The sequence below is a fragment of the Fulvimonas soli genome, assembly GCF_003148905.1.
GTDB classification, from domain to species: Bacteria; Pseudomonadota; Gammaproteobacteria; order Xanthomonadales; family Rhodanobacteraceae; genus Fulvimonas; species Fulvimonas soli.
The window spans coordinates 1-24,756 of the sequence record NZ_QGHC01000006.1 but is presented as its reverse complement, the minus strand read 5'-3'; the positions used below and the strand labels follow the sequence as shown (position 1 = coordinate 24,756).

Here is a 24,756-nt window from a genome sequence, read left to right as displayed (position 1 = left end):
ATGCGCAACGTCCATCATTCAGGGCGTCATTCCCGCCCCAGCGGGAATCCATCCTGGCTCTTGCGCAGGCGTGAAAAGCAAATGGATTCCCGCTGGGGCGGGAATGACGGCCGGCGGGGGCGACGACCGGCAAGCGTGCGCGGTCGCGCCACGCGGCCGCCGCTCCCTGCCCGCCGTTCCTCAGCCGGTGCGGAAGCCGGCAAACTCGCGCGGCGGCAGCGCCTCGCGGCGCACCTCGTCCACCTGTGCCGCCGGCGGTCCCTGCCACAGCCAGCGCTCCAGCGCGTCCAGCGCCGCCGGCTCGCCGCTGGCGACCACCTCGACGCGGCCGTCGGGCAGGTTGCGCGCCTCGCCGGCCAGGCCCAGCGCGAGCGCCTGCTCGCGCGTGCTGGCGCGGTAGAACACGCCCTGCACGCGGCCGCCGACCAGGAAGCGCGCGGTGGCCATCACGGCAGCCCCGTCGCCGCGCCCAGCGTGGCCGCGGTCACCGGGCCGACGAGGCGCTTGGCCACGGTGCCGTCGGGCGCGATCAGGTAGGTGGTGGGCAGGCCGCGCGGCTCGTCGAAGTCCGGCGGCGGATGGTCCAGCGTCACCTGCGCGACCGGATAGGCCACCGGGTGCTGGGCGACGAAGGCCCTGATGTCGGCCGGGTCGGAGTCGTCGTAGGCCAGGCCGATCGCGGCGACCTTGTCCCTGTGCTTCTGCACGTAGGCGGAGATGTCCGGCATCTCCTTGATGCACGGCACGCACCAGGTGGCCCAGAAGTTCACGATCACCCAGCGGCCGCGCTGCGCGGCCAGGTCGTAGGGCTTGCCGTCCAGCGTGGTGACCCTGAGCGCGGGCCGCGCCGGCATCGCGGCATGGAGCGGCAGGGCGCACAGCAGCGCCAGCGCGAGGGCGGCGAGGCGGCGGTGGAATGTCATGGGGCGGAATCCTGGGGAACGTCGGGGGCGAAGACCGGAGGATAGGCCTGGTCCAGCCGCGTGCCCAGCGCGGCGGACAGCGTCGCGGCGGTTTCCTCCAGCAGCGCGAGCAGGCTGGGCGGCAGCTCGATGCCGAGCGCGCGCGCCTTCTCGGCCGGCTGCAGCGGCAGGCGGTAGTGGGTGTGGCCGTAGACCCGCAGCAGGTCGGTGCTGTCCAGGCTGCGGCACAGCAGCCAGCCGCCGGACTCGCCGCGCCGGATCAGCCCGGCGCGCTGCAGGTCCTCCAGGTAGGCCGCGACCCGCGCGCCGCGCAGGTAGGGCTCGCGGGCGCGCACCGCGGCCGGGTCGAGGCTGCGGCCCTCGCGCTGCGCCTGCACGAAGTGCTTGAGCACCACCAGCAGGCCGAGGAATTCGGCGCCTTCCGGCAGCTCCTGCGCGGGCGCATGGTACTCGTAGGCCGACAGCGCCGCGGCCACCGAGGCGGCCAGGATCACGATCACCCAGGACAGGTAGATCCACAGCAGGAAGATCGGCACCACCGCCAGCGCGCCATAGATCTGCTGGTAGTTGTGCGCGTTGCGCACGAACAGCGCGAAGCCCCAGCGCGCCACCTCGAACAGCAGCGCGCCGAGCAGCGCGCCGATGGTGGCGTCGCGGCGCGGCACGCGGCAGTTGGGGATCAGCGTGTACATCAGCCACAGCGTGACGAAGGTGACCACGAACGGCAGCACGCGCAGCAGCTGCTGGCCCAGGCCCAGCGGCACGGCGGCGTCGCGCAGCAGCGGCATCGCGGTGACGTAGGAGGTGGCCGCCAGCCCGCCCACCGCGAGGATCGGCCCCAGCGTGAGCGCGGCCCAGTACAGCAGCAGCCGCGAACCCCAGCCGCGCGGCTGGTAGACGCGCCAGATCCGGTTCAGCCGGTCCTCGATGCTCACCATCATCGACAGCGCGCTGAACAGCATCACCAGGATGCTGATGCCGGTGAGCTGGCTGGCATTGCTGGCGAAGCTGGTCAGCGCGTTCTGCACCTGCATGCCGGCGGCCGGCACGAAGTTGCGGAACACGAAGTCGAGCAGGCTGTCGCGCGCGCCCTCGAACACCTGGAAGGCCGAAACCATGGCGAACACCGCCACCGTCAGCGGCACCAGCGAGACCAGCGTGGTGTAGGACAGCGCGCCGGCCGTCTCGAAGCACTTGTCGTCGACGAAGCGCTGCCACAGGAAGCGGCTCAGCGTGCGGATGCGGTCGCGTTCGAAGCGCAAGCGGCGGACCTCCATGCGGGCATCGCCGGTACACTAGCGCATCCCCGCTGAATCGCCCAAGCGCATGAGCCACGAGATCCTGGTGCTTTACTACAGCCGCGGCGGCCACACCGCCCAGCTGGCGCGGCTGCTCGCGCGCGGCGTGGAGGAGGTGCCCGGCATGCGCGCGCGCCTGCGCCAGGTGCCGCCGGTGGCGCCGGTGACGGAGGTGGCGCAGCCGCCCGAGCCCGAGGAAGGTGCGCCCTACGCCGGCCGGCAGGACCTGCTCGACTGCGCCGGCCTGGCGCTGGGCAGTCCCACCCGCTTCGGCAACATGGCCGCGCCGCTCAAGCATTTCATCGACGGCACCGGTGCCGAGTGGGCCAGCGGCGCGCTGGCCGGCAAGCCGGCCGCGGTGTTCACCTCCACCGCCAGCATGCACGGCGGGCAGGAGAGCACCCTGCTCAGCATGGCGTTGCCGCTGCTGCATCACGGCATGCTGCTGGTCGGCCTGCCCTACACCGAGCCGGCGCTCTCCGCCACGCGGGGCGGCGGCACGCCCTACGGCGCCAGCCACGTCGCCGGCGCGTCGGGCGAGCGCGCGATCGACGAGCACGAGCGGGCGCTGGCGCGTGCGCTGGGGCGGCGCCTCGCCGACGTGGCGCGCCGGCTCGGGCAAGGCGCATGAGCGCCGCCGCGCCCACCGTCGCGCCGGTCTACCGCGTCGGCCTCGCCGCCTGGGCGGCGCTGCTGGCGCTGCAGGTGGTCTGGCACGCCTGGCTGGCGCCCTCGCCGCTGCTACCGACCTGGCTGGTGCTGGCGCTGACCGTGTTGCCGCTGCTGCTGCCGCTGCTGGCGATCCGCAACGTGCGCCGCGCGCTGCTGTGGACCGGCATCCTCGCGCTGTTCTACTTCAGCCACGGCGTGGCCGAGGCGTGGAGCGCGGCCGACACGCGCTGGCTGGCCGGCGCCGAGATCGCGCTCACCCTGCTGCTGATCGGCGCGCTGGGCGCGGGCGTGCGGCGCAAGCCGGCGCATTGACGCAGGCGCCGGCGGGCGCAACCGCCGAAGCGGGCGCTCGCGGACCGAGCGCCGGCCTGCGACGGCGCGGCATGAGTCGCGGCCGGAGGCCGCTCCCCCAAGGCTTGCGAGACCCCCGTGGGAGCGGCCTCCGGCCGCGATCGACCCGACGCGAGACCGCCCGCGGCCGAGCGCTGCCGCCACGCCCGCCCGCAGCTCATCCCGCCGGCCCTTCTGGCGCCCCGCCTGGAAGATTTGAACACGCCGGCCCGGTCGATACGCGCGCGTAGGGCGGCCTATACTCGTCCCGGTACCGCAGCGGAGAAGACGGCCATGGCGTTCCTGCAGCAGCCCCCGCAACTGGAGCATCCCTACCGCGGCGACCGCCTGCTGCTGGCCCTGCTCGACCGCGCGCTGCCCGCCGCGCGCCGCGAGCTGCTGGACGTCGACCTCGACGCGCTGGGCGACTACGCGGTGATGGCCTGGCAGCGCGCCCGCGCCGGCACGCCGCGCAAGCCCGTGCTCACCGCCTGGGACGCCTGGGGCCGGCGGGTGGACCGCATTGAGCTCACCGCCGCCTGGCAGGAAGGCCCGCGGCTGACCACCCGCCACGCCATCCTCGCCGCCGGCCACGAGGCGCACGAGCACGCGCGGCTGGAGGAATTCGCGCGGGTCTACCTCTACCACGTCGCCAGCGAGTTCTACACCTGCCCGCTGGCGATGACCGACGGCGCCGCCACCGCGCTCAAGGCGTCCGGCAACACCGAGCTGATCGGGCGGGCGCTGCCGCGATTCCTGAGCCGCGACCCGGGCGCGTTCTGGCTCAGCGGCCAGTGGATGACCGAGACGCCCGGCGGCTCCGACGTCGGCAACACCGAGACCGTCGCCCGCCGCGGCGCCGACGGCCAGTGGCGGCTGTACGGCCGCAAGTGGTTCAGCTCGGCGGTGGTGGGCGAGGCCGCGCTGGCGCTGGCGCGGCCGGAGGGCGCCGGCCCCGGCGCGCAGGCGCTGGCGCTGTTCTACGTGGAGACGATGGACGGCGACGCGCGCCGGCCGGAACTCACCATCGACCGCCTGAAGGACAAGCTCGGCACGCACGAGCTGCCCACCGCGGAGATCCACCTCGACGGCCTGCCCGCCTGGCCGGTGGGCGAGCTGGCCCACGGCGTGCGCCAGGTGGCGCCGATGCTCAACACCACGCGCGCCTGGAACGCGGTGTGCGCGGTGGCCAGCATGGCCCGCGCGATCGCGCTGGCGCGCGACTATGCGGCGCGCCGCTCCGCCTTCGGCCGCCCGCTGCTCGAACAGCCGCTGCACGCGCACACGCTGGCCGGCATGCAGGCCGAATTCGAGGGCGCCTTCGCGCTGGCCTTCGAGGTGGCGCACCTGCTCGGCCGCGTCGAGCACGGCGCCGCGCAGCCGCACGAGGCGGCGCTGCTGCGCCTGCTCACCCCGCTGGCCAAGCTGTGGACCGGCAAGCTGGCGGTGGCGATCTGCTCGGAGGCACTGGAGTGCTTCGGCGGCGCCGGCTACATCGAGGACACCGGCCTGCCGCAGCTGCTGCGCGACGCGCAGGTCTATCCGATCTGGGAGGGCACCACCAACGTGCTCTCGCTGGACAGCCTGCGCGCGCTGACCGGCGACGGCCTCGGCGCCCTGCGTGCTGCCGCCGACGGCTGGCTCGCCGGCGGCGACGCGGCCGCGGCGCAGGCGGTGCGCGCCGCGCTGGACGCCGCCGCGCGCCGGCTCGACGCCGACGGCGTCCGGCGCCCGGCGCTGGAGGCGGGCGCGCGCGGCCTCGCCGTCACGCTGGCCCGCTGCGCGGCGGCCGCGCTGCTGGCGCGGCAGGCGGCCTGGTCGAAGGACCGCGGCGACCAGCGGCCCGGCGCCGCGCTGCGGCGCTTCCTCGCCCATGGCCTGGAGCGCTTCGCGGCGGGCGAGGCGGCGGACACGCAGCTGCTGGCCGGGTGAGGCCGGGCGGCCGCGCCGACGGCGGGGACCGCGCAGGCGCAAGGCGACCCGCGAGCGCCGGAGGCACGCGCGCCCGATCCGGCCCGCGCCCCGCCAGCGGCTAGAATGCCCGCCTTCCCTCCCTCGGCACCACGACCATGCAGCACCTGACCATCGTCACCACCGGCGGCACCATCGACAAGATCTATTTCGACGACAAGTCGGACTACAAGATCGGCGCGCCGCAGATCGGCGAGATCCTCGGCCAGCTCGGCGTGGCCTTCGAGTTCGACGTGATCCCGATCCTGCGCAAGGACAGCCTGCACATCACCGACGAGGACCGCGCGCTGATCCGCTCCACCATCGAGGCGCAGCCGCACCGCCACGTGCTGGTCACCCACGGCACCGACACCATGGTGGAGACCGCGCGCGAGCTGGCGAAGATCGGGGGTAAGGTGATCGTGCTCACCGGCGCGCTCAACCCGGCGCGCTTCCAGGGCTCGGACGCGGTGTTCAACATCGGCTGCGCGGTGGCCGCGGTGCAGACCCTGCCCGAGGGCGTGTACATCGCCATGAACGGCCGCGTGTGGGACCCGGCCAAGGTGCGCAAGAACCGCGACGCCAACCGCTTCGAGGCGGCCTGACGCAGGAGCGGGCCCGGCCGCGAGACCGGACCCGCCGCGTTCCTGCCCGGCGGCGGGGCGTCGCCGGCCCGCCGCCTTCCGTGCGCTTACCAGGTCGCCTTCAGCGACACGCCGGAGAACGAGGAGTACCCGTTGATCATGATGTAGTAGGTACCCGCGCCCGGCGAGCTGAAGGTGCAGGTCTCGCTGTTGCCGGTCTTGTACGGACGGCAGTCGTAGCTGCTGGTGGTCGGGTTGGAACCCTTCTTCACGTACAGGTCGGCGTCGCCGCTGCCGCCGGACATGGCGATGCTCAGCGAGCTGCGGCCCGACGGGATGGTCACCGTGTAGTACAGCTTGGCGCCCGTGGCGCCGGACAGGCCGGTCACCGGCACGCCGTTCTGCAGGTCGCTGCCGCTGCCGCCGCCACCGCCGGTGGTGTAGGACGCCTTCACCGTCACGCCCGAGTACGCGGAGTAGCCGTGCACCTTGAGGTAGTAGGTGCCGGCCTGCGGCGAGGCCACCGTGCAGCTCTCGTTGTTGCCGCTCTTGTACGGGCGGCAGTCGTAGCTGCTGGTGGTCGGCGCGGAGCCGAACTTGGTGTACAGGTCGGCGTCGCCCGAGCCGCCGGAGATCGACATCACCAGGTTGCTGGCGCCGGCCGGCACCTTGATGAAGAAGTCGTTGTCGGCCCCGCTGGCGCCGGACACGCCGGTCACCGCCACGTTGTTCTGCAGCTCGGTGCCGGTGCCGCCGCCACCGCCGCCGCTGCCCGGGCAGGTGACGCCCACGCCGTTGAAGGCGGTGATCACGTCGTTCTTGTTGTAGCCCAGGTCGTCGGCCGCCGACTCCACGCCGCAGGCGCCGGAGTTGAAGTTGCTGGTGGCGGTCCAGTAGGTCTTGTTGGCCAGCGCGAAGACCTGGAACGCCTTCTTCACGTCCCAGCCGCTGGTCTTGGCGAGCAGGCAGAACGCCTTGTTGTACACGCCCGAGGAGTAGTGCACGTCGAGGCTGGAGGTGTAGTCGGCCGCGTTGTCGATCGAGCCGCCGTCCTGCGGCGGGTTGCACATGTAGCGCAGCGCCTCGCCGATGCCGGCGCTGGCCTTGACGATGTCGGCGCCGACCAGGAAGTCCGCCGCGCCGCGGTCGTAGAACTCGGCGGCCTCGCCGGCGATGTCCGAGTAGGACTCGTTCATGCCGCCGGACTGGCCGTCGTACTCCAGGCCCGAGTTCTGCTCGGTGTAGCCGTGGCTGATCTCGTGGCTGGTCACGTCCAGCGACACCAGCGGGTAGAACGTGCTGGCGCCGTCGCCGAAGTACATCGCGGTGCCGTCCCAGAAGGCGTTCTCGTAGTTGCTGCGGTAGTGCACGTTCATGCGCAGCTGCATGTTCAGCGGCGCGGCGCCGGTGTAGGCCACGTACATGTCGTGCACGACGCCGCCGAAGTGGTGCGCGTCGTTGACCGGCGAGTAGGCGCCGTTGATGGCGTCGGTGTCGCTGTTCGGGCAGGTGAAGCTGACGATCGAGCCACCGCTGGTGCCGTGGTTGAGGTTGTAGGTCACCACGTTGGCGTTCTGCAGCTTGCAGGTGCTGCCCGACTGGGTGACGTCCAGGTAGGGATAGTCGGTGCCGTAGATGTACTTGCCGGTCTTCTGGTTGCCGCCGGGGCCGGTGGCGTCGGCGTGGGTGAGGCCGTCCCAGCTCCTGATCACCTCGCCGGTGTTGGCGTCGACGAGCGCGGTCGGCCGGCTGGGATGGTCGCCGCCCACGAAGTAGGAGGTGCGGTAGATCAGCCGCGGCGAGCCGTTGTCCTGCGGGTAGACGAACAGCTCGGCCTGCTCGTTGCCGATCGAGGCGCCGGCCAGCAGCAGGGTGTGCGCGTGGCTCTTGAGCGCGGCCAGCGCGTCGGCGGCGGCCAGCTTCGGCGTCACCGACAGCGGCGCGAGCTGGTTGCCCAGCTGCAGCAGTTCGCCGGTGGCGCGCAGCGCGTTGCCGCTGGCGTCCTGCAGCACGGCGATGCTGCGGCCGTACACCGGCACGCCGCGGTACATCTGCTGGTGGCGGACCACCTTGCGGCCATCCTTCAGCGGCGCGACGCTGCGGGCGGACAGCGACATGTCGGCGCCGAGGTTGAGCTTGGCGGCCAGCTTGGCGACCGGCGTGCCGGCGAGGTTCTGCGCGCGCAGGCTCTGCGTCGTCGCGGCCGTCGCCATGGAAGCGGTGGCCATGCCGATCGCGGCGACCAGTGCCTTCAAACGGATACTGCTTGTCATCATGAACTCCTAGACATTTTCGGGGACGAGCGGGCCTGATGCGGCCGCGTGGACCCCATGCGAAAAGAACATGCCGTGCATCCGCACGGCGCCTGTTTTCAGCTGTCTAGCGATCCTGTGGTGCCCGATCGCCGCCTTCCCCTAGCACTCCATGTAAGGGCAGCGCGTGGGCCTGTTGGGTGTCGCGGCGCATGAATTTACGAAAACGCCGGCACAGGACCATCCGTCAACCTCCCCGCCAACGGATCGTTTGACGATAGGGCGGCGCAAGCCTCTGGCGCAAGCAGGAAATTTTCCTAGGCGCGTGACTGCCCTCACAGCCGCGCATGCGGCGATGCACGAATGAACTTGCGAAACCGTTTACGCGCCGGCGCGCTCCGCCAGCCGCGCGACGCCGGCCGCCGGCGGTCGCCCACAAAAAAACTCCCGGCCCGCGAGGGCCGGGAGTCCATGGGCCGCGCGTCGCCGCGGGCCGCTTTCGCTCAGTGGTAGCTGCCGGTCAGCGACACGCCCGAATAGGTCTGGTAGGCGCGCACGGTGACGTAGTAGGTACCGCTCTGCGGCGACGAGAACGTGCAGGTCTCGTTGTTGCCGGTCTTGTACGGACGGCAGTCGTAGCTGCTGGTGGTCGGCGCGGAGCCGCGCTTGACGTACAGGTCCGCGTCGCCGGTGCCGCCGGAGATGGCGAACGACAGGCTGCTCTCGCCCGCCGGCACGTTCATCGTGTACGTGACGCTGTTGCCGGTGCTCGCCGACAGGCCGGTGACCGGCACGCCGTTCTGCAGCACGTTGCCGCCGCCACCGCCGCCGCCCGTGCTCCACGACGCCTGCACGCTGACGCCGGAGAACGCGGCATAGCCGTTGATCATCACGTAGTACGTGCCCGCCTGCGGCGCGGCGAAGGTGCAGCTCTCGCTGTTGCCGGTCTTGTACGGACGGCAGTCGTAGCTGGTGAGCGTCGGCGCCGAGCCGTACTTCACGTACAGGTCGGCGTCGCCCGAGCCGCCGGAGATGCTGATCACCAGGTTGCTGGCGCCCGAGGGCACCACCGCCGTGTAGCTCAGCTGCTGGCCCTTCGAGCCGGACTGGTTGGTCACCGGCACGCCGTTCTGCAGGCTGCCGCCGCCGCCACCGCCGCCGCTGCTCACCGTCACCGACTGCGTCTTGGTGTTGGTGGCGCCGTCGTCGTCGGTCACCGTCAGCGAGACGGTGTAGGTGCCCGCCGCGGCGTAGGTGTGGCTGGGGTTGGTCGCGGTCGAGGTGCCGCCGTCGCCGAAGCTCCACGAGCGCGAGACGATCGAGCCGTCGCTGTCGGTGGAGCTGTCGGTGAAGCTGGCGGTGAGCCCGCTGGTGGTCACGCCGAAGTTGGCCACCGGCGGGTTGTTGGTGCCGCCGCCGCCACCGCCGCCGATGTCGTTGATGGCGCTGGCCATGATGATGCTGCCGCGGCCGCTGGCCAGGTCGTAGCCCGCCGACGCCGACTCGCCGTCGTTGTTGCCGGAGGTGATGTCGTGGAAGTCCGACGCCGGCAGCTGGTAGATCAGCGGCCCGGCGAAGCCCACGTCGGTGCCCTTGGCGGCCAGCACGCGGGCCCAGAAGCCGGAGAACAGCGGCGCCGACAGGCTGGTGCCGCCGATCTGCTCGGTGGAGCCGTTGACGATCACCTTGGCGCCGGACTCCGGATCGCCGTCGAAGGCCACGTCGGCCACGCCGCGGTGGCTGCCCGTCCACAGCGTCTGCCAGCTCGGCTTGGGCTCGAAGGTGCTCTCGCTGCCGCCGGTGGCACCCTCGTCGTTGGACAGCTCGTTCCACACCACCTCGCTGTTCCAAGTGGTGGTGGAGGCGTCGAGCTTGGTGCCGGCCACCGCGACCACGTACTGCGAGGCCGCCGGCCAGCTCGGCGTGGTGCCGCCGTCGCCGCACTCGTCGGCGCCGTCGTCGCCGGTGGAGATCGAGAAGGTCTGGCCCTGCGCCACCGCCTGCTGGAAGGCCTGGTCCTGCGCCGCGGCCGAGCCGTCGCTCTTGGCGTCGGTCTCGCACTCGCCCAGCGACACGTTGATGATCTTGACCTGGTTGTCCGAGACCACCTTGTTGATGTCGGCGGTGAGGTTGGAGTTGGACAGGGTCGGGATGTTGTAGAAGATCAGCCCGCCCACCTGGCCGCCGGCCATGCCGACGATGTCCTGGCTGTCCAGGTCCCACTCGCCCAGGCCGGAGGTGTCCGAGCTGGTGCCGTTGGTGTTCACCGTGGTGGTGGTGACCGTGGCCAGGCCGTTGTTGGAGGTGAACTTGTTGAGGTCGGTCACCACCTGGGTCAGCTTGCCCTGGGTGATGATGCCCACCTTGACGCCGGCGCCGGTCGGCGCGCCCGCGCCGCCGTAGATCGCGGCGAACTCGGTCGGGTTGTGGCCGGTGACCGCCTGCGGCGTCAGCGCGTCGCGCTTGGCCACGCGGGCGAAGGTGTGCGCGCGGTGCACGTCCTGCAGGCCGATCACCGACAGCACGCTGTCCTGCAGCGCCGCCGGGATGTGCGCGTCGGAGGTGTTGGCGTAGGTGTCGCGGCCGTCGTGCGAGCGCACCTTGGCGAAGCTCGTGTGGAACGCCGCCTGCGCCACGTCGGCGGTGGCGTCGCCGGACACCAGCATGCGGTTGTCCGAGATGGTGACGTTGGTGAAGCCCGCGCGGCTCAGGAAGTTGGCCACCGCCTGCGCCTGGTCGGCGGTCGGCGCGTGGCGCTGCAGGAACTGCTCGCGCGACATGTAGCGCTGCGCCAGCGGCGCGTAGCCCTGGCGGGCGGCGGCGATGAAGCTCTTCAGCTCGTCGCCGTTGCGCAGCTTCAGCGCGATCTCCACGTGCATCGGCTGCGAGAAGGGCAGCTGGCCGGTGTAGCTTTCGTTCTTGCGCAGCGCCACGGCGTGGGCGGCGACGGGCGAGGTGTCGGTGGCTGCCAGCGTGCTGGCGTCGGTGGCGCTTGCCGCGGCGGAGGCCAGGGTCAAGCCGACCGCGGCCGCCAGCAGGCTGCGGCGGAGAACTAGGAACTTGTTTTGCATTGGTTATCCCCGAAATTGAATAGACAGTGACATGCCGTGATGAGCACGGCTCTCCTCATGCTTGCTGTCTAGCGATCCCGTCGGCCGTAGCGTCGTCCTGCCCCTGCCTCCCAGCAGGATCGACGTCGGGTCCCAATTGGACTTGGGGGCGACGGCCTGTCCCCTCAGCAGGCTGTCACGGGATCATCCGCCAGGCGGCCATGTCGGCGGATTTTCAAAAATAGGCACGGGGAAATGGATACGGCAATGGGATTTTTTCCCAATTGCGCATTGCCTCACACAATGCGATAAGCGCCCGAGATAATCGAAATTAATTACGATTCCATATGCCGTCATTGGCCTTTTCTTCCGCAAGTAGGCCATTTTTCAAGCGGAATGGAGTCGCATTAATTTGCGAACCGCCTCTCCGGCGACCGCCGTGCCGCGAGGCGTGCGCCGACGGGCCGGCGGGCGATGGCGCCACCGCCCCGGCCGCGGCGACGCCGCGTGCCGCCGCGCGCGAAGAAGGGAAACGGAAGACGAGCGGCCATGGCGCGAACCGGCCATGGCGGCGGCGAGCGCCGGTCAGAGCATGCCGGTCTCGAGCTTGGCCGCGTCCGACATCATCGAGTGGTTCCACGGCGGATCGAACACCAGGTCCACGTCCGCCTCGGCCACGGTGGGGATCAATTCGAGCTTGGTACGCACGTCGTCGACCAGGATGTCGCCCATGCCGCAGCCGGGCGCGGTCAGCGTCATCTTCACGTAGACCTTGCGCTGCTCGGGGGTGGTCGATTCCAGGCTCACGTCGTAGACCAGCCCCAGCTCGACCACGTTGATCGGGATCTCCGGGTCGAACACCGTGCGCAGCTGCTGCCACACCAGCTTCTCGACGTCGGCGTCGCTGGCGTCGGCGGGCAGCTCCAGCGGCGGCGGCGGCTCCTTGCCCAGCGCGTCGGCGTCCTGGCCGGCGATGCGGAACAGGTTGCCCTCCACGTACACCGTGAAGCTGCCGCCCAGCGCCTGGGTGATGTAGCCGATCTGGCCGGCCGGCAGCGTCACGCTTTCGCCCTGCGGCACCATCACGGCTTCGCAGTCGCGCTCGAGGGTGAAGGGTTCGCTGCTCAGACTGAAGCCACTCATGCCGATCCTGCTGCGCCGATGGGGCGGACGGACGCCGCCCGCGGTCGCTTATTGTGCCAAAGCGCATATCGGGCCACCGCGCATCCATCTCAAGGCGCCCGCCCCGCCGCAGCGGTTAAGATGGCGGCTTTGCCCGAAGGACGCCCCGTGCCCGCCGCCGCCCCGCCCCGCCGCCGCGCCCTGTCGACCGCGTTCCAGTGGCTGCTCGCCGCGCTCAGCGCCGCCGTGCTGGCCCTGGCGGCCGGCGCCGTGTGGATGGTGCCGGTAATGCTGGCGCGCCACGGGCTGCCGTGGCTGGCGCTGCCGGCGGGCCTGCTGCTGGGCGTGGCGATGCGGCGCTGGATCCATCCCGCCGGCGTCGCCGCCGCGGTGCTGGCCGCGGCGGCCACGCTGGTGGCCACGCTCTACGTCGGCGCGCTGACCGCCGCCGCGAAGATCGCCGGGCTGATGGGCCTGGGCCTGCTGGAGGCGATGCGCCAGGCCGGGCCGGGCATGCTGCTGGAACTGGGCCGCCACGCGCTGTCGCCCGGCGACGCGGCCTGGCTCGGCGCCGGCATGCTGGCGGCCGCGCTGGCCGCCGCCCGCCGGCCGCGCCGCGCCCGCGGCTGACGCGCCGGCGGCGAAGCTCAGCCGTCCAGCGTCTTCAGCGCCGCCACCAGCGCGCCCGCGGCGGCCTGGCCGTCGCCGTACAGCATGCGCGCGTTGTCGGCGTAGAACAGCGCGTTCTCGATGCCGGCGAAGCCGGTGCCCTTGCCGCGCTTGACCACGATCACGTTCTTCGCCGCCGCCACGTCGAGGATCGGCATGCCGTAGATCGGCGAGGCCGGGTCGGTCTTGGCCAGCGGGTTCACCACGTCGTTGGCGCCGATCACCAGCGCCACGTCGGTGGCGGGGAACTCGGGGTTGATGTCGTCCATGTCGGCGATCAGGTCGTAGGGCACGCCCGCCTCGGCCAGCAGCACGTTCATGTGGCCGGGCATGCGGCCGGCCACCGGGTGGATCGCGAACTTCACCTTCACCCCGCGCGCGATCAGGAGCTGCGCGAACTCCCACACCTTGTGCTGCGCCTGCGCCACCGCCATGCCGTAGCCCGGCACGATCACCACGCGCTCGGCGTAGGCCATCATCACCGCCGCGTCCGAGGCCTCGACCGGCTTCTGGCTGCCGGCGATCGCCTGTCCCGCCGCGCCGGCCGCCGCGCCGAAGCTGCCGAACAGCACGTTGCCGAGCGAACGGTTCATCGCCCTGGCCATCAGCTGCGTGAGCAGCGTGCCCGCCGCGCCCACCACGGTGCCGGCGATGATCATCGCCTCGTTCTGCAGCACGAAGCCCTCGAACGCCACCGCCAGGCCGGTGAAGGCGTTGTACAGCGAGATCACCACCGGCATGTCGGCGCCGCCGATCGGCAGCGTCATCAGCAGGCCGAACAGCAGCGCCAGCGCGAAGAACAGCCCGACCAGCGGCAGCGTGAGCTGGCCGCACACCAGCGCGGCGCCCGCCGCCAGCGCGGCCGCCAGCACCACGAGGTTCACCGCGCGCTGGCCGGGGAACACGAAGCGCCGGTCCAGCCAGCCCTGCAGCTTGGCGAAGGCGATCAGCGAGCCGGAGAAGCTCACCGCGCCGATCAGCGCGCCCAGCACCGCCAGCGCCAGCGGCGCCAGGCCGGGGCCGCCGTCGCCGCTGGCGGTGAACTCGCCGCCGTCGAGCAGGGTGACCGCCGCGCCGGCGTAGCCGACCAGCTCCACCGCGCCGATCGCCGCCGCCGCGCCGCCGCCCATGCCGTTGTACAGCGCCACCATCTGCGGCATCGCGGTCATCGCCACGCGCCGCCCGGACCACCAGGCCGCCGCCACGCCGACCAGCACCGCGGCCAGGATCAGCCCGCGGTGGTGCAGGTCCGGCAGCGCGAACGTGGCCAGCACCGCCAGCAGCATGCCCGCGCCGGCCCAGACGATGCCGCCGCGCGCGGTGCGCGGCGAGCTCATCCGTTTCAGGCCCAGGATGAACAGCAGCGCGGCGAGGAAGTAGCAGGCCTTGATCGCCACCGGCAGCCAGGCCATCACTTGGCCTCCCTGCCGGCGGGCTTGCTGGACTTGAACATCTCCAGCATGCGCTCGGTCACCACGTAGCCGCCGGCGGCGTTGCCCGCGCCCAGCAGCACGCCGAGGAAGCCGGCGGCGATGCCGAATGGCGTCTGCGCGTGCCCCAGTGCGATCATGGCGCCGACCAGCACGATGCCGTGAACGAAGTTGGAACCGGACATCAGCGGCGTGTGCAGGATCACCGGCACCCGCGCAATGATCTCGTACCCGGTGAAAGCGGCCAGCATGAAGATGTACAGCGCCAGGAACCCGTCGATCATGACCCCACCCCGTCAGGACACCGTTGCCGCATCATACGGGCGGCGGTCAACCCGCGCGAGACTGCCGCGTTGATGGGCGGGAACGAACCGATGGAGCCCGTGGATGAGCCTGCCGACGCCGGGGCCGGGGCCGACATGAACGCGCTGGCCGGCCTGCTGGAGGAAAACCTGGGCGGCGAGGCGGCCGCGCCCGCCACGCTGGACGCCTTCCTGGCCCAGGTGGAGCGGCGCGCCTTCCGCCTGGCCGAGCTCAACCTCGGCCACCGCGAGGACGCGCTGGACGCGGTGCAGGACGCCATGCTGCGCCTGGTCAAGCACTACCGGGACAAGCCGCCGCAGGAGTGGACGCCGCTGTTCTGGGGCATCCTGCGCCGGCGCATCGTGGACCTGCAGCGCCGCCGCAAGGTGCGCTCCATCGTGGTGGGCTGGCTCGGCGGCGGCCGCGACGACGACGGCGACGAGCTGCCCGCCTGGGAGCCGGCCGACGACGCGCCCGGCCCGCCGGAGCGCCTGCACGACGCGCAGTCCTACGCGGACCTGGCCGCCGCGGTGCGCAAGCTGCCGCGGCGCCAGCGCGAGGCGTTCATGCTGCGCGTGCTGGAGGGCCTGGACGTGGCCGAGACCGCGCAGGCCATGGGCTGCTCCGAGGGCAGCGTGAAGACACACCTGTCGCGCGCCATGCAGCACCTGCGCGAACATCTGGAGGAATGGCGATGAACACGCCCGACCGTTTCGAACAGCGCGCCCGCGCGCTGCACCTGGAGGCCAGCCGCCGGCTCGATCCGGCGACCGCCGGCCGGCTGCGCGCCGCGCGCCGCGCCGCGCTGGCGGCGGGCGCGGCGCGGCCGGCGCACCCGCTGCTGCGCCGCACGCTGCTGCCGGCGGGCGCCTTCGCGGTGCTGGCGCTGGCGGCGCTGATGATCTGGCCGTCGTCGCCCAGCCGCGCGCCGCAGACCGCGCCGGCGACCGCGGCGGCCGCCGGCGACACGCTGGACAGCGAGCTGCCGCCCGACCCGGACAGCGCCGACCCCAACCTCTACCAGGACCTGGACTTCTACGGCTGGCTCGCCGCCAACGGCAACGGCGGCGGCGCCACCGCGCATTGACATGACCACGCCCCGCCCGCTCCTGTCCGCCCTGCTCGCCGCCCTGCTCGGCCTGTGCGCCCCCGCGCCGCTGCGCGCGCAGGACCTGCCGCCCCCGCCGCCGCCCGGCCGCGACCAGCCGCCGCCGCCGCGCGCGTGGCGCGAGCTCAGCCCGGCCGAGCAGGACGTGCTGGCGCCGCTGCGCGACAAGTGGGACAGCCTGCCGCCGCGCCGGCAGTCGCACCTGCTCGAGCGCGCGCAGCACTGGTCCACCCTGCCGCCGCAGCAGCGCGAGCGCATCCGCGAGCACATCGAGCACTGGCAGCAGATGACGCCGGAGCAGCGTGCCGCGGCGCGGCGGAACATGCAGAAGTTCGAGAAGCTCTCGCCGCAGAAGCGCGAGCAGCTGCACCAGGCCTTCGAGCGCTTCCAGCGGCTGCCGCCGGAGCAGCGCGAGCAGCTGATGCGGCAGTGGCGCGAGCAGACGCCCGAGCAGCGCCGCCAGTGGATCGACAACCTCGGCCCCAACGGCGTGGTGCCGCCCCCGCCGCCGCGCGGCCACGGCGGCCCGCCGCCGGACCGCCCGCCGCCGGGCGACGGCCCGCCGGATCATCCGCCGCCGCCGGACGATTTCTAGAGGGAACGGGGAAGCCGCCGGGCCATCCGCCGCCGGACGATATCCAGGGCGCGCCCCGGGGGCGCACTTCCTTTGGAGCCTCGGCCCCCGGGACGCCCCGGTCCAGGCGCACGTTTCGCCCGTCATTCCGGCGCAGGCCGGAATCCAGTCAAGCCACGTCGGGCGAAGCACACCGAATCGGTTTTTGTCTGCTTCGCAGGGTTCATTTCGACTGGATTCCGGCCTGCGCCGGAATGACGGCGGAGGGTCGGACGTCTTCGGCGGGATCAGACCAGGGTCCGCCGCCGCCCGCCGCTCAGCCGTGGAAATGCGGCGCGCCGTCGCGGACCAGGCAGGTCTTCTCCACCAGCTCGTCGGCGAAGTCCGGTTGCAGCGCGCCGTCCTTGAGCAGCAGCTCCAGGAAGTTGTACACGTTGCGCGCGTACATCTCCGAGGCGTGCAGCGGCGCGCCGGCCGGCAGGTTGAGCGGCCCCAGCACGACCACGCCATCGTGTTCCACCCGCTCGCCCGGCCGGGTCAGCTCGCAGTTGCCGCCGCCCTCCGCGGCCAGGTCCACCACCAGCGCGCCGGGGCGCATGCCCTGCACCATCGCCGCGGTGAGGATCTTCGGCGCCGGGCGCCCCGGCACCGCGGCGGTGGTGACGATCACGTCCACCGACTTCAGGTGCTCGGCCAGCGCCTGCTGCTGCGCGGCGCGCTCCTCCGCGCTCAGCTCGCGCGCGTAGCCGCCGCTGCCGGCGGCGCTGACGCCGAGGTCGAGGAACTTCGCGCCCAGCGACTCCACCTGCTCGCGCGTCTCCGGGCGCACGTCGTAGCCCTCCACCTGCGCGCCCAGCCGGCGCGCGGTGGCGATCGCCTGCAGGCCGGCCACGCCGGCGCCGATCACCAGCACCCTGGACGGGCGGATGGTGCCCGCCGCGGTGGTCAGCATCGGGAAGAACTTGGGACAGGCCTCGGCGGCGATCAGCATGGCGCGGTAGCCGGCCACCGCGGCCTGCGAGCTCAGCACGTCCATCGCCTGCGCGCGGGTGGTGCGCGGCAGCAGCTCCAGCGCGAAGGCGGTGAGCTTGCGCCGGCCCAGCGCCACGATGCGCGCCGCCGCACCGTAGGGCCGCAGCTGGCCCACCACCGTGGCGCCCTCGCGCAGCCTCGCATAGGCCGCGTCGTCCGGCGGCAGCACGCAGGCCAGCAGGTCGGCCTGCGCCAGCACCGCGTCGGCGTCGGCGAACTCCGCGTCGGCGTAGGCCGCGTCGGGGAACCCGGCCGCCGCGCCCGCGCCGCGCTCCAGCAGCACGCGCGCGCCCCTGGCGCGCAGCTTGCGCGCCGCCTCGGGCGTGATCGCCACGCGCCGCTCGCCGGCGGCGGTCTCTCGCAATGCGGCCACGGTGATCGGCATCGGCATCCCCTCGCGCTGTGAGTCCGCGCATCCTAGCCCAAGCCCGCGCCCGCTTGCCCGCCGGCCGCGCATCGGGGGTAGACTGGCCCACCGGCCGGCGCGCGACGCCCGCCGGCCGGGGTCCAACGGAGATCCCGATGTCCGCGACCGCAACGTCCGCTTCGCTTCTTTCCCTGGCCCGCAGGGCGCGCGAGCGCGCCTGGGCGCCCTACTCGCGCTTCGCCGTCGGCGCGGTGGTGCAGACCCGCGACGGCCGCCTGTTCGAGGGCTGCAACGTGGAGAACGCCGCCTACGGCCTGTGCAACTGCGCCGAGCGCACCGCGCTGTTCGCCGCCGTCGCCGCCGGCTGCCGGCCGGGCGACTTCGCCGCGCTGGCGGTGGTGGCCGACACGCCCGGCCCGGTCAGCCCCTGCGGCGCCTGCCGCCAGGTGATGGCCGAGCTGTGCGACGCGGCCATGCCGGTGCTGCTGGGCAACCTCGGCGAGACGCACGAGGCCACCACGGTGGGCGCGCTGCTGCCCGGCGCCTTCCGCCTGCCGGCGCGCGGCGAGGCGCTGGCCGGGGCGGGTTAACATCGCGGTTCCGCCCTCCCCGGATCGTCCCCATGCCCGATTCCCCGCTCGCCGTCCTCCAGCAACGCCTGTCGGTTCCCTCGCGCCAGCTCGGCGCGCCCGCGCCCGAGGGCGACGCGCTGCGCGCGCTGCTGCAGGCGGCGATCCGCGTGCCCGACCACGGCAAGCTGGTGCCGTTCCGGCTGATCGCGCTCCGCGGCGAGGCCAAGCGCGCGTTCGGCGAGCGGCTGGCCGCGCTGGCGCTGGCGCGCGACCCGGCGATGTCCGGGGCCAAGCAGGAGAAGGAGCGCAACCGCTACGCCCACGCCCCGCTGGTGCTGGTGGTGGTGGCGCGCATCGCGCAGGACAGCAAGGTGCCGCCGATCGAGCAGCAGCTCAGCTCCGGCTGCGTGGCCTACAACCTGCTGCTCGGCGCGCAGGCGCTGGGCTACGGCGCGCAGTGGCTGACCGGCTGGGCCGCCTACGACGCCGAGGTGGCCACGCTGCTCGGGCTGGCGCCGAACGAGAAGATCACCGGCTTCGTGCACATCGGCACGCCGCAGGCCGAGGTGCCCGAGCGCGAGCGCCCGGCGCTGGAGGAGGTCTACCGCGAATGGACGCCGGCATGAACGGCGCGGCCGCCGTCCACCTGATCGACGGCAGCCTGTACGTGTTCCGCGCCTGGCACTCGATGCCGGACGAGTTCCACGACGCCGACGGCCGCCCGGTCAACGCGGTGCACGGCTACGCGCGCTTCCTCTGCGAGCTGCTGGAGAAGGCGCGGCCCGAGCACGTGGCGGTGGCCTTCGACGCCTCGCTCACCACCTCCTTCCGCAACGCCATCTACCCGCCCTACAAGGCCAACCGCGAGCTGCCGCCGCCCGACCTGGAGCGCCAGTTCGTGCTGTGCCGCGAGGTGACGCAGGCGCTCGGCGTCACGGTGCTGATCGACCACAGCTACGAGGCCGACGACCTGATCGGCAGCGCGCTGTGGAGCCTGCGCGGGCACGGCCTGCGCGGCGTGATCGTCTCCGCCGACAAGGACTTCGGCCAGCTGCTCGGCGAGCACGACGAGCAGTGGGACTACGCGCGCAACCAGCGCTGGGGACCGGCCGGCGTGCACGAGAAGCTCGGCGTGCATCCGCACCAGGTGGCCGACTACCTGGCGCTGTGCGGCGACCCGGTGGACAACGTCCCCGGCGTGCCCGGCGTCGGCGCCAAGACCGCCGCCGCGCTGCTCGCCCACTTCGGCAGCCTCGACGCGCTGCTCGACCGCGTGGACGAGGTGGCCTACCTGCGCATCCGCGGCGCGGCCAGCTGCGCGGCGAAACTGCGCGAACACGCCGAAGCCGTGCGGCTCTATCGCCGGCTCACCCGCATCGCGCTCGACGCGCCGGTGGCGCCCGGGGCCGACGCCCTGCGCCGCCTGCGCGGCGACGAGGCGCGGCTGGACGAGCTGTGCGGGCGGCTGCGCTTCGGGCCGCTGACGCGCTCGCGGATGCGCGCCCTGCTGGACCCATAGCCCACATGGCTACCGCATCCAATGGCCCCGGTGTTGGGGAACTGAATACGCCGGGCGCGCGCTCCGCTGGATTCCGGCCTGCGCCGGAATGACGGCCAGGCCTGCGCTGGAGTGACGACGAGGGGTGCGGACGGCGTGGCCGCCGCCGCACGGCCGGCCGAGCAATCTCGTACAAGACGCCGCCGCCGCGGGCCGCCACGCTGCCCGCATGTGCACCGGCATCCTCTACGCACTCGCCGCGGGCCTGATGTGGGGCCTGGTGTTCGTCGCCCCGCTGCTGCTGCCCGGCTATCCCGCCGCACTGCTGTCGGTGGGGCGCTACCTCGCCTTCGGCCTGATCGCGCTGCCGCTGGCGCGGATGGACCGCGCCGCGCTGGCGCGGCTGGGGCGCGCGGACTGGACCGAGGCGCTCAAGCTCGCCGCCGTCGGCAACCTGCTCTACTACCTGTGCCTGGCCGGCGCGATCCAGCTCGCCGGCGCGCCGCTGCCGACGATGATCATCGGCACGCTGCCGGTGGTGATCGCGGTCAGCGTCAACCTGCGCGACGCGCGACGCGACGGCCGGCTGCCCTGGCTGCGGCTGGCGCCCTCGCTGGCGCTGATCGCGCTGGGCATCGCCTGCGTCAACCAGGCCGAGCTGCACGCGCCGGACGCCGCGGCCGGGGCCGGCCGCCTGCAGGGCGTGCTGCTCGCCTGCGCCGCGGTGGCGTGCTGGACCTGGTACCCGCTGCGCAACGCGGACTGGCTGCGCCGGCACCCGGAACGCAGCCCGCGCGCCTGGACCACCGCGCAGGGCGTGGCCACGCTGCCATTGGCGCTGGCCGGCTACCTGCTGCTGTGGCCGGCGCTGCGTGCGGCCGGCGCCGGCTTCCCGATGCCGTTCGGCCCGCAGCCGCTGCGCTTCGTGGCGCTGATGGCGGCGATCGGGCTGTTCGCCTCCTGGCTGGGCACGCTGTGCTGGAACGCGGCCAGCCAGCGCCTGCCCACCGCGCTGGCCGGCCAGCTGATCGTGTTCGAGACGCTGGCCGCGCTGGGCTACGCCTTCGCCTTGCGCGGGCATCCGCCCGGCCCGCTCGCCCTGCTGGGCATCGCGCTGCTGGCGGCCGGCGTGGCCTGGGCGGTGCGCATCCGGCCGCAGCCGCTGCCCGCCTGAGCGCGAGGGCGCGGTTGTGGGCGTCGCGGCGGCACGGCAACATGCCGCGGTGCCCACGACCGGACCGCGATGCCCATGAATCCCGCCGATCCCCGCATTCCCGCCGACGCCCGCGCGCCCGAGGAGACGCTCTACCGCGGCAAGTGGCTGAGCCTGTACCGGCGCGGGCGCTGGGAGTACGCGGCGCGCAACAACCCCGGCGGGGCGGTGATCATCCTGGCGGTGACGCCGGAGGACAAGGTGCTGTTCGTGGAGCAGTACCGCGTGTCGATCCTGAAGAACACCATCGAGATGCCGGCCGGCCTGGTCGGCGACCTGGCCGGACAGGCGGACGAGAGCGCCCTGCTGGCGGCGCGGCGCGAGCTGGAGGAGGAGACCGGCTACCGCTGCGGGCGGCTGGAGTTCATCCACGAGGGGCCCTCGTCCTCGGGCATGAGCACCGAGATGATCGCCTTCGTGCGCGCCTGGGACCTGGAGAAGGTCGGCCCGGGCGGCGGCGACGAGACCGAGGACATCGTGGTGCACGAGGTGCCGCGCGCCGAGGCCGGCGCCTGGCTGTTCGCGCGGGCGGCGGAGGGCTACTCGATCGACCCCAAGCTGTTCGCCGGGCTGTGGTTCATCGAGCACGGGCGCGGCGGCGGGGCCTAAAGTTTTCCGCGTCGCCGCCGATGCAAGGGGTGTCGTCACATTCCCGACATTCCCCTGACACCGACGGATACGCCCATGAAAACCCTGCTCGCTTCCGCCCTGCTCCTGGCCGCCCCGCTGGCTGCCCATGCCGGTTGCGCGGCCACCGACTTCGCCATCCAGGACTTCAAGGTCGCCTCCTCCGCCGGCAGCCCGCGCATGAGCATGAAGGGCCAGCTGGTGAACCACTGCGCCGAGCCCGCCGCCGCGCAGATCCAAGTCGAGGCCAAGGACGCCAGCGGCAACGTGCTGGTGGCCAAGAAGGGCTGGCCGGCCGGCACCGCCAACATCGCGCCGGGCCAGTCGGTGGACTTCGACATGGGCCGGCTGTTCCGCTACCAGAGCGACATGCAGACCTACACGGTCAGCGTGGTGGACGTGCGCTCCTGGTAAGCGGCCCCGCAAGGCGCCCGCGCGAAAAAGGCCCCGCGTGCGGGGCCTTTTTCGTGGTCTGCGAAGGCGGCGGCCTTGCTGCTTATCGCGGCCGGAGGCCGCTCCCACAGGGTTGCGGCAAGCCTTGTGGAGCGGCCTCCGGCCGCGATGGCCTGGCCGACCGGGCCGGGCCATCCCTGCCTACCAAATCTTCACCCGCTGCGCCGGATCGAGGTAGAGCTTCTCGCCCGGCCGCGGCCCGAAGGCGTCGTACCAGGCGTCGAGGTTGCGCACGGTCTGCGCGCGGAAGCGCCCCGGCGCGTGGCCGTCGGCGATCACCTGCTGGCGCAGCGCCGCCTCGCGGGTCTTCTCGCGCCAGGACTGCGCGAAGGCGAGGAAGAAGCGCTGGTCGCCGGTCAGCCCGCCGATCACCGGCGCGCTCTTGCCGCCGAGCGACTTGTGGTAGGCGATCCACGCCACGGTGAGGCCGGAGACGTCGGCGATGTTCTCGCCCAGCGTCTGCTGGCCCTTGACGTGCAGGCCCGGCAGCACCTCGTAGGCGTCGTACTGCGCCACCAGCTTCTGCCCGGCGGCCTTGAAGTGGGCCTGGTCCTCCGGCGTCCACCAGTTGGCCATGCGGCCTTCCGCGTCGAACTCGGCGCCGGTGTTGTCGAAGCTGTGGCTGATCTCGTGGCCGATCACCGCGCCGATCGAGCCGTAGTTGCTGGCCGCGTCGGCCTTCGGGTCGAAGAACGGCGCCTCCAGGATCGCCGCCGGGAAGTTCAGCGCGTTCTGCAGCGGCAGGTTCACCGCGTTCACCGTCTGCGGCGTCATCCACCACTCGCCGCGGTCCACCGGCCGGCCGAGCTTGGCCTTCTGGTGCTCGTACTCGAACTTCCGCGCACGCAGGTGGTTGCCCACCGGGTCGTCGGCGCGGATCTCCAGCGCGGCGTAGTCGCGCCAGGTCTCCGGGTAGCCCACGCCGACCTTCAGCGTGGCGATCTTGGCCTTGGCCTTCTGCTTGGTGGCCGGGGTCATCCAGTCCAGGCTGTCCACGCGCTCGTCGAAGGCGGCCAGGATGTTCTTCACCATCGCCTGCACCTGCGCCTTGGAGGAGGCTGGGAAGTACTTCTGCACGTACAGCCTGCCCACCGCGTCGCCGAGGTCCAGGTTGACCAGGCCGAGCGCGCGCTTCCAGCGGTCGCGCTGCCTGGGCGTGCCCTGCAGGGTGCGGCCGTAGAAGTCGAAGCTGGCGTCGGCGAAGGCCTTGGGCAGCAGCGACTCGACCTCGTTGATGGCGTGGAAGCGCAGCCAGGCCTTCCAGCTGTCCAGCGGCTCGCTGGCGACCAGCGCGGACAGGCCGCGGATCGCGTCCGGCTGCCAGGCGTCCACCACCTTGGCCGAATCGAGGCCGGCGGCGGCGAAGAAGGCGTCCCAGTCCAGCCCCGGCGCCTTGCTGGCGTAGGCCTCGCGCGGCCACGGGTTGTTGGCCTTGTGCACGTCCTCGCTGTCGACCAGGCTGGCCTGCGCCCTGGCGATCCTGGTCTCCAGGTCGAACACCTTCCTGGCCTTGGCGTCGGCGTCGGCGTCGCCGGCCAGCCGGAACAGCGTGGCGACGTGGGCCAGGTACTTCTCGCGCACCGCGGCCATGTCCTTGTCGGCGGACAGGTAGTACTCGCGGCTGGGCATGCCCAGGCCGCCCTGCAGCAGGTAGGCCATGTTGTGGTCGGGGTCTTCCAGGCCCTGCGTCACGAACAGGCCGAACAGGTGCTCGGTCTGGAAGTTGGTGGCGTTGATCGGGTCCACGTCGGCGCGCAGCTGCGCGCCCAGCGCGCGGGCCAGGCCGGCGCGGTCCCTGATCGCGTCGATGGCGTCCAGCTCGGGCTTGAGCGGCGCGAGGCCGGCCTTCTCGATCGCGGCCTCGTCCATGAAGGCGGCGTAGTAGTCGGCGATCCGGCGCGCGTCGGTGCCGGCGGCCGGATGGCTGGCGGCCACGCCCTTCACCAGCTCGGCGTTGCGCTTCTCGGCCTTCTCGAACACCTGCAGGAAGATGCCGGTGCTGGCGCGGTCGGCGGGGATCACCGCGGTCTTGCGCCAGCCGCCGTTGGCGTAGGCGTCGAAGTCGTCGCCGGGCTTCACCGAGCGGTCCATGCCCGCCTGGTCCACGCCCTGGTGCAGCGCCGGCGCCGTGGCGGCGAAGGCCGCCGGCGCCACCGCCGAGCCGAGCAGCAGCGCTGTCGTGAGAGTCCACCGGATGCGTCGCATGGTTGCCACCTCGCCAGGAATTAAGGGCGCCCATGATGGACCGCGTGGCGGGGGTTGCGGTGCATGACTTTCGGGCTAGCGGGATGGGGATGTGATTCCTTCGCTAGCCCCGCCCCTCGCCCCAGCCCTCTCCCCGGAGGGGAGAGGGCGCAAGGCGCGGCACATCCGAAAGTCCCGCCCTGATTCGCCCACCACTCACCACTCACCACTCACCACTCACCACTCACCACTCACTTCTCACCACTCACTTCTCACCACTCACTTCTCACCACTCACTTCTCACCACTCACTTCTCACCACTCACTTCTCACCACTCACTTCTCACCACTCGCTGCTCGCCTCTCGTCCCTCGCCTCCCGCTTCTCGCTCGCGCAGCGAGCGTGAGGAGTGCGCGCAAGGAAGCACGCTGCTCTTTCGGGGCCCCTATGGCGCGGCGGGTGGGCGGCGGACCAGCCCGGAGGGTGGCCCGCAGGGAGGCGGGCCAGTTTTTCGTCGGGGCAGGAGCCCCGTCGAAAAACCCCGCC

General features: G+C 72.5%; 24 protein-coding genes. 14 read left to right on the top strand and 10 right to left on the bottom strand.

The annotated features are described in order from the left end of the window. Nucleotides 1-180 precede the first annotated feature (180 nt). Genes C7456_RS08695 through C7456_RS08685 form a run of 3 tightly spaced genes read right to left on the bottom strand, consistent with a single transcriptional unit; the run spans nucleotide 181 to nucleotide 2,200 of the window. Nucleotides 181-447, bottom strand: coding sequence for an acylphosphatase (locus tag C7456_RS08695; protein ID WP_109723362.1), 267 nt, complete (start codon nucleotides 445-447; stop codon nucleotides 181-183). Further along, entirely contained in the window at nucleotides 447-923 is a 477-nt protein-coding gene (locus tag C7456_RS08690) for a TlpA family protein disulfide reductase (RefSeq protein ID WP_109723361.1), read from the bottom strand. Before C7456_RS08690 ends, C7456_RS08695 begins: the two co-directional genes overlap by 1 nt. Continuing rightward, the gene (locus tag C7456_RS08685; RefSeq protein WP_109723360.1) at nucleotides 920-2,200 is read right to left on the bottom strand and encodes a YihY family inner membrane protein; all 1,281 of its coding nucleotides are present in this window, start codon (nucleotides 2,198-2,200) and stop codon (nucleotides 920-922) included. Before C7456_RS08685 ends, C7456_RS08690 begins: the two co-directional genes overlap by 4 nt. A 49-nt stretch (nucleotides 2,201-2,249) precedes the next feature. On the opposite strand from C7456_RS08685, the gene wrbA reads away from it, so the two are divergent. The 4 genes from wrbA to C7456_RS08665 all read left to right on the top strand — a co-directional run bounded on the left by wrbA (nucleotide 2,250) and on the right by C7456_RS08665 (nucleotide 5,778). Beyond that, entirely contained in the window at nucleotides 2,250-2,852 is a 603-nt protein-coding gene (gene wrbA / locus C7456_RS08680) for an NAD(P)H:quinone oxidoreductase (protein ID WP_109723359.1), read from the top strand. Next, a complete protein-coding gene (locus C7456_RS08675) occupies nucleotides 2,849-3,205 on the top strand; it encodes a DUF2069 domain-containing protein (protein WP_109723358.1) in 357 nt (118 codons plus the stop codon). The genes wrbA and C7456_RS08675 overlap by 4 nt, the downstream gene beginning before the upstream one ends. Nucleotides 3,206-3,517: 312 nt before the next feature. Beyond that, the gene (locus tag C7456_RS08670) at nucleotides 3,518-5,155 is read left to right on the top strand and encodes an acyl-CoA dehydrogenase family protein (protein WP_109723357.1); all 1,638 of its coding nucleotides are present in this window, start codon (nucleotides 3,518-3,520) and stop codon (nucleotides 5,153-5,155) included. Nucleotides 5,156-5,292: 137 nt separating this feature from the next. Next, on the top strand, nucleotides 5,293-5,778 hold the full coding sequence (locus C7456_RS08665) for an asparaginase domain-containing protein (RefSeq protein WP_109723356.1): 486 nt from the start codon (nucleotides 5,293-5,295) through the stop codon (nucleotides 5,776-5,778). Nucleotides 5,779-5,864: 86 nt separating this feature from the next. Here C7456_RS08665 and C7456_RS08660 read toward each other — a convergent pair whose 3' ends face one another. The 3 genes from C7456_RS08660 to sufT all read right to left on the bottom strand — a co-directional run bounded on the left by C7456_RS08660 (nucleotide 5,865) and on the right by sufT (nucleotide 12,202). Continuing rightward, complete coding sequence (locus C7456_RS08660; RefSeq protein WP_109723604.1) at nucleotides 5,865-8,030, bottom strand: M4 family metallopeptidase; 2,166 nt, start codon at nucleotides 8,028-8,030, stop codon at nucleotides 5,865-5,867. 482 nt (nucleotides 8,031-8,512) lie between these two features. Then, nucleotides 8,513-11,080 carry a pre-peptidase C-terminal domain-containing protein gene (locus C7456_RS08655; protein WP_109723355.1) on the bottom strand — a complete coding sequence of 856 codons (2,568 nt, stop codon included), beginning with the start codon at nucleotides 11,078-11,080 and terminating at the stop codon, nucleotides 8,513-8,515. A gap of 564 nt (nucleotides 11,081-11,644) precedes the next feature. Further along, nucleotides 11,645-12,202 carry a putative Fe-S cluster assembly protein SufT gene (sufT, locus tag C7456_RS08650; protein ID WP_109723354.1) on the bottom strand — a complete coding sequence of 186 codons (558 nt, stop codon included), beginning with the start codon at nucleotides 12,200-12,202 and terminating at the stop codon, nucleotides 11,645-11,647. Between the two features lie 147 nt (nucleotides 12,203-12,349). Here sufT and C7456_RS08645 point away from each other — a divergent pair, with 147 nt between their 5' ends. Then, the gene (locus C7456_RS08645) at nucleotides 12,350-12,811 is read left to right on the top strand and encodes a hypothetical protein (protein WP_245889811.1); all 462 of its coding nucleotides are present in this window, start codon (nucleotides 12,350-12,352) and stop codon (nucleotides 12,809-12,811) included. 17 nt (nucleotides 12,812-12,828) lie between these two features. Here the strand turns inward: C7456_RS08645 and C7456_RS08640 are convergent, their stop codons facing one another. Together C7456_RS08640 and C7456_RS08635 are read right to left on the bottom strand one after the other, a co-directional pair. Then, nucleotides 12,829-14,262, bottom strand: coding sequence for an NAD(P)(+) transhydrogenase (Re/Si-specific) subunit beta (locus tag C7456_RS08640; RefSeq protein ID WP_109723353.1), 1,434 nt, complete (start codon nucleotides 14,260-14,262; stop codon nucleotides 12,829-12,831). After that, nucleotides 14,262-14,564, bottom strand: coding sequence for an NAD(P) transhydrogenase subunit alpha part 2 (locus tag C7456_RS08635; protein ID WP_109723352.1), 303 nt, complete (start codon nucleotides 14,562-14,564; stop codon nucleotides 14,262-14,264). Before C7456_RS08635 ends, C7456_RS08640 begins: the two co-directional genes overlap by 1 nt. 135 nt (nucleotides 14,565-14,699) lie before the next feature. Here C7456_RS08635 and C7456_RS08630 point away from each other — a divergent pair, with 135 nt between their 5' ends. The 3 genes from C7456_RS08630 to C7456_RS08620 are packed head-to-tail and all read left to right on the top strand — an operon-like array spanning nucleotide 14,700 to nucleotide 16,286. Continuing rightward, entirely contained in the window at nucleotides 14,700-15,281 is a 582-nt protein-coding gene (locus C7456_RS08630; protein ID WP_109723351.1) for an RNA polymerase sigma factor, read from the top strand. Next, nucleotides 15,278-15,670 (top strand): hypothetical protein, encoded by a 393-nt coding sequence (locus C7456_RS08625; protein WP_109723602.1) that lies wholly within the window; start codon nucleotides 15,278-15,280, stop codon nucleotides 15,668-15,670. Before C7456_RS08630 ends, C7456_RS08625 begins: the two co-directional genes overlap by 4 nt. Before the next feature lies 1 nt (nucleotide 15,671). Beyond that, nucleotides 15,672-16,286: a DUF3106 domain-containing protein gene (locus C7456_RS08620; protein WP_109723350.1), complete on the top strand. Its 615-nt coding sequence runs from the start codon at nucleotides 15,672-15,674 to the stop codon at nucleotides 16,284-16,286. Nucleotides 16,287-16,581: 295 nt separating this feature from the next. Here C7456_RS08620 and C7456_RS08615 read toward each other — a convergent pair whose 3' ends face one another. Next, nucleotides 16,582-17,682: an NAD(P) transhydrogenase subunit alpha gene (locus C7456_RS08615; protein WP_109723601.1), complete on the bottom strand. Its 1,101-nt coding sequence runs from the start codon at nucleotides 17,680-17,682 to the stop codon at nucleotides 16,582-16,584. Nucleotides 17,683-17,819: 137 nt separating this feature from the next. Between C7456_RS08615 and cdd the strand changes: the two genes are divergently transcribed. From cdd to C7456_RS08585, 6 genes are all read left to right on the top strand, one after another. Then, nucleotides 17,820-18,254: a cytidine deaminase gene (gene cdd, locus C7456_RS08610; protein ID WP_109723349.1), complete on the top strand. Its 435-nt coding sequence runs from the start codon at nucleotides 17,820-17,822 to the stop codon at nucleotides 18,252-18,254. Nucleotides 18,255-18,286: 32 nt separating this feature from the next. Then, nucleotides 18,287-18,862: a nitroreductase family protein gene (locus C7456_RS08605; RefSeq protein WP_109723348.1), complete on the top strand. Its 576-nt coding sequence runs from the start codon at nucleotides 18,287-18,289 to the stop codon at nucleotides 18,860-18,862. Further along, nucleotides 18,859-19,755: a 5'-3' exonuclease gene (locus tag C7456_RS08600; protein ID WP_245889810.1), complete on the top strand. Its 897-nt coding sequence runs from the start codon at nucleotides 18,859-18,861 to the stop codon at nucleotides 19,753-19,755. Before C7456_RS08605 ends, C7456_RS08600 begins: the two co-directional genes overlap by 4 nt. Before the next feature lie 208 nt (nucleotides 19,756-19,963). After that, a complete protein-coding gene (locus C7456_RS08595) occupies nucleotides 19,964-20,908 on the top strand; it encodes a DMT family transporter (RefSeq protein WP_109723346.1) in 945 nt (314 codons plus the stop codon). A 75-nt stretch (nucleotides 20,909-20,983) separates the two neighbouring features. Further along, nucleotides 20,984-21,556 (top strand): NUDIX hydrolase, encoded by a 573-nt coding sequence (locus C7456_RS08590; RefSeq protein ID WP_109723345.1) that lies wholly within the window; start codon nucleotides 20,984-20,986, stop codon nucleotides 21,554-21,556. A 75-nt stretch (nucleotides 21,557-21,631) separates the two neighbouring features. After that, nucleotides 21,632-21,988 carry a hypothetical protein gene (locus C7456_RS08585; RefSeq protein WP_109723344.1) on the top strand — a complete coding sequence of 119 codons (357 nt, stop codon included), beginning with the start codon at nucleotides 21,632-21,634 and terminating at the stop codon, nucleotides 21,986-21,988. A 180-nt stretch (nucleotides 21,989-22,168) separates the two neighbouring features. Here C7456_RS08585 and C7456_RS08580 read toward each other — a convergent pair whose 3' ends face one another. Further along, on the bottom strand, nucleotides 22,169-24,232 hold the full coding sequence (locus tag C7456_RS08580; protein ID WP_109723343.1) for a M13 family metallopeptidase: 2,064 nt from the start codon (nucleotides 24,230-24,232) through the stop codon (nucleotides 22,169-22,171). Nucleotides 24,233-24,756: the final 524 nt, after the last annotated feature.

What these genes read in the sequence shown, in the direction of transcription:
- C7456_RS08695 (WP_109723362.1), bottom strand. Translation starts at nt 447, where the DNA reads ATGGCCACCGCGCGCTTCCTGGTCGGCGGCCGCGTGCAGGGCGTGTTC.
- C7456_RS08690 (WP_109723361.1), bottom strand. Translation starts at nt 923, where the DNA reads ATGACATTCCACCGCCGCCTCGCCGCCCTCGCGCTGGCGCTGCTGTGC.
- C7456_RS08685 (WP_109723360.1), bottom strand. Translation starts at nt 2,200, where the DNA reads ATGGAGGTCCGCCGCTTGCGCTTCGAACGCGACCGCATCCGCACGCTG.
- wrbA (WP_109723359.1), top strand. Translation starts at nt 2,250, where the DNA reads ATGAGCCACGAGATCCTGGTGCTTTACTACAGCCGCGGCGGCCACACC.
- C7456_RS08675 (WP_109723358.1), top strand. Translation starts at nt 2,849, where the DNA reads ATGAGCGCCGCCGCGCCCACCGTCGCGCCGGTCTACCGCGTCGGCCTC.
- C7456_RS08670 (WP_109723357.1), top strand. Translation starts at nt 3,518, where the DNA reads ATGGCGTTCCTGCAGCAGCCCCCGCAACTGGAGCATCCCTACCGCGGC.
- C7456_RS08665 (WP_109723356.1), top strand. Translation starts at nt 5,293, where the DNA reads ATGCAGCACCTGACCATCGTCACCACCGGCGGCACCATCGACAAGATC.
- C7456_RS08660 (WP_109723604.1), bottom strand. Translation starts at nt 8,030, where the DNA reads ATGACAAGCAGTATCCGTTTGAAGGCACTGGTCGCCGCGATCGGCATG.
- C7456_RS08655 (WP_109723355.1), bottom strand. Translation starts at nt 11,080, where the DNA reads ATGCAAAACAAGTTCCTAGTTCTCCGCCGCAGCCTGCTGGCGGCCGCG.
- sufT (WP_109723354.1), bottom strand. Translation starts at nt 12,202, where the DNA reads ATGAGTGGCTTCAGTCTGAGCAGCGAACCCTTCACCCTCGAGCGCGAC.
- C7456_RS08640 (WP_109723353.1), bottom strand. Translation starts at nt 14,262, where the DNA reads ATGGCCTGGCTGCCGGTGGCGATCAAGGCCTGCTACTTCCTCGCCGCG.
- C7456_RS08635 (WP_109723352.1), bottom strand. Translation starts at nt 14,564, where the DNA reads ATGATCGACGGGTTCCTGGCGCTGTACATCTTCATGCTGGCCGCTTTC.
- C7456_RS08630 (WP_109723351.1), top strand. Translation starts at nt 14,700, where the DNA reads ATGAACGCGCTGGCCGGCCTGCTGGAGGAAAACCTGGGCGGCGAGGCG.
- C7456_RS08625 (WP_109723602.1), top strand. Translation starts at nt 15,278, where the DNA reads ATGAACACGCCCGACCGTTTCGAACAGCGCGCCCGCGCGCTGCACCTG.
- C7456_RS08620 (WP_109723350.1), top strand. Translation starts at nt 15,672, where the DNA reads ATGACCACGCCCCGCCCGCTCCTGTCCGCCCTGCTCGCCGCCCTGCTC.
- C7456_RS08615 (WP_109723601.1), bottom strand. Translation starts at nt 17,682, where the DNA reads ATGCCGATCACCGTGGCCGCATTGCGAGAGACCGCCGCCGGCGAGCGG.
- cdd (WP_109723349.1), top strand. Translation starts at nt 17,820, where the DNA reads ATGTCCGCGACCGCAACGTCCGCTTCGCTTCTTTCCCTGGCCCGCAGG.
- C7456_RS08605 (WP_109723348.1), top strand. Translation starts at nt 18,287, where the DNA reads ATGCCCGATTCCCCGCTCGCCGTCCTCCAGCAACGCCTGTCGGTTCCC.
- C7456_RS08600 (WP_245889810.1), top strand. Translation starts at nt 18,859, where the DNA reads ATGAACGGCGCGGCCGCCGTCCACCTGATCGACGGCAGCCTGTACGTG.
- C7456_RS08595 (WP_109723346.1), top strand. Translation starts at nt 19,964, where the DNA reads ATGTGCACCGGCATCCTCTACGCACTCGCCGCGGGCCTGATGTGGGGC.
- C7456_RS08590 (WP_109723345.1), top strand. Translation starts at nt 20,984, where the DNA reads ATGAATCCCGCCGATCCCCGCATTCCCGCCGACGCCCGCGCGCCCGAG.
- C7456_RS08585 (WP_109723344.1), top strand. Translation starts at nt 21,632, where the DNA reads ATGAAAACCCTGCTCGCTTCCGCCCTGCTCCTGGCCGCCCCGCTGGCT.
- C7456_RS08580 (WP_109723343.1), bottom strand. Translation starts at nt 24,232, where the DNA reads ATGCGACGCATCCGGTGGACTCTCACGACAGCGCTGCTGCTCGGCTCG.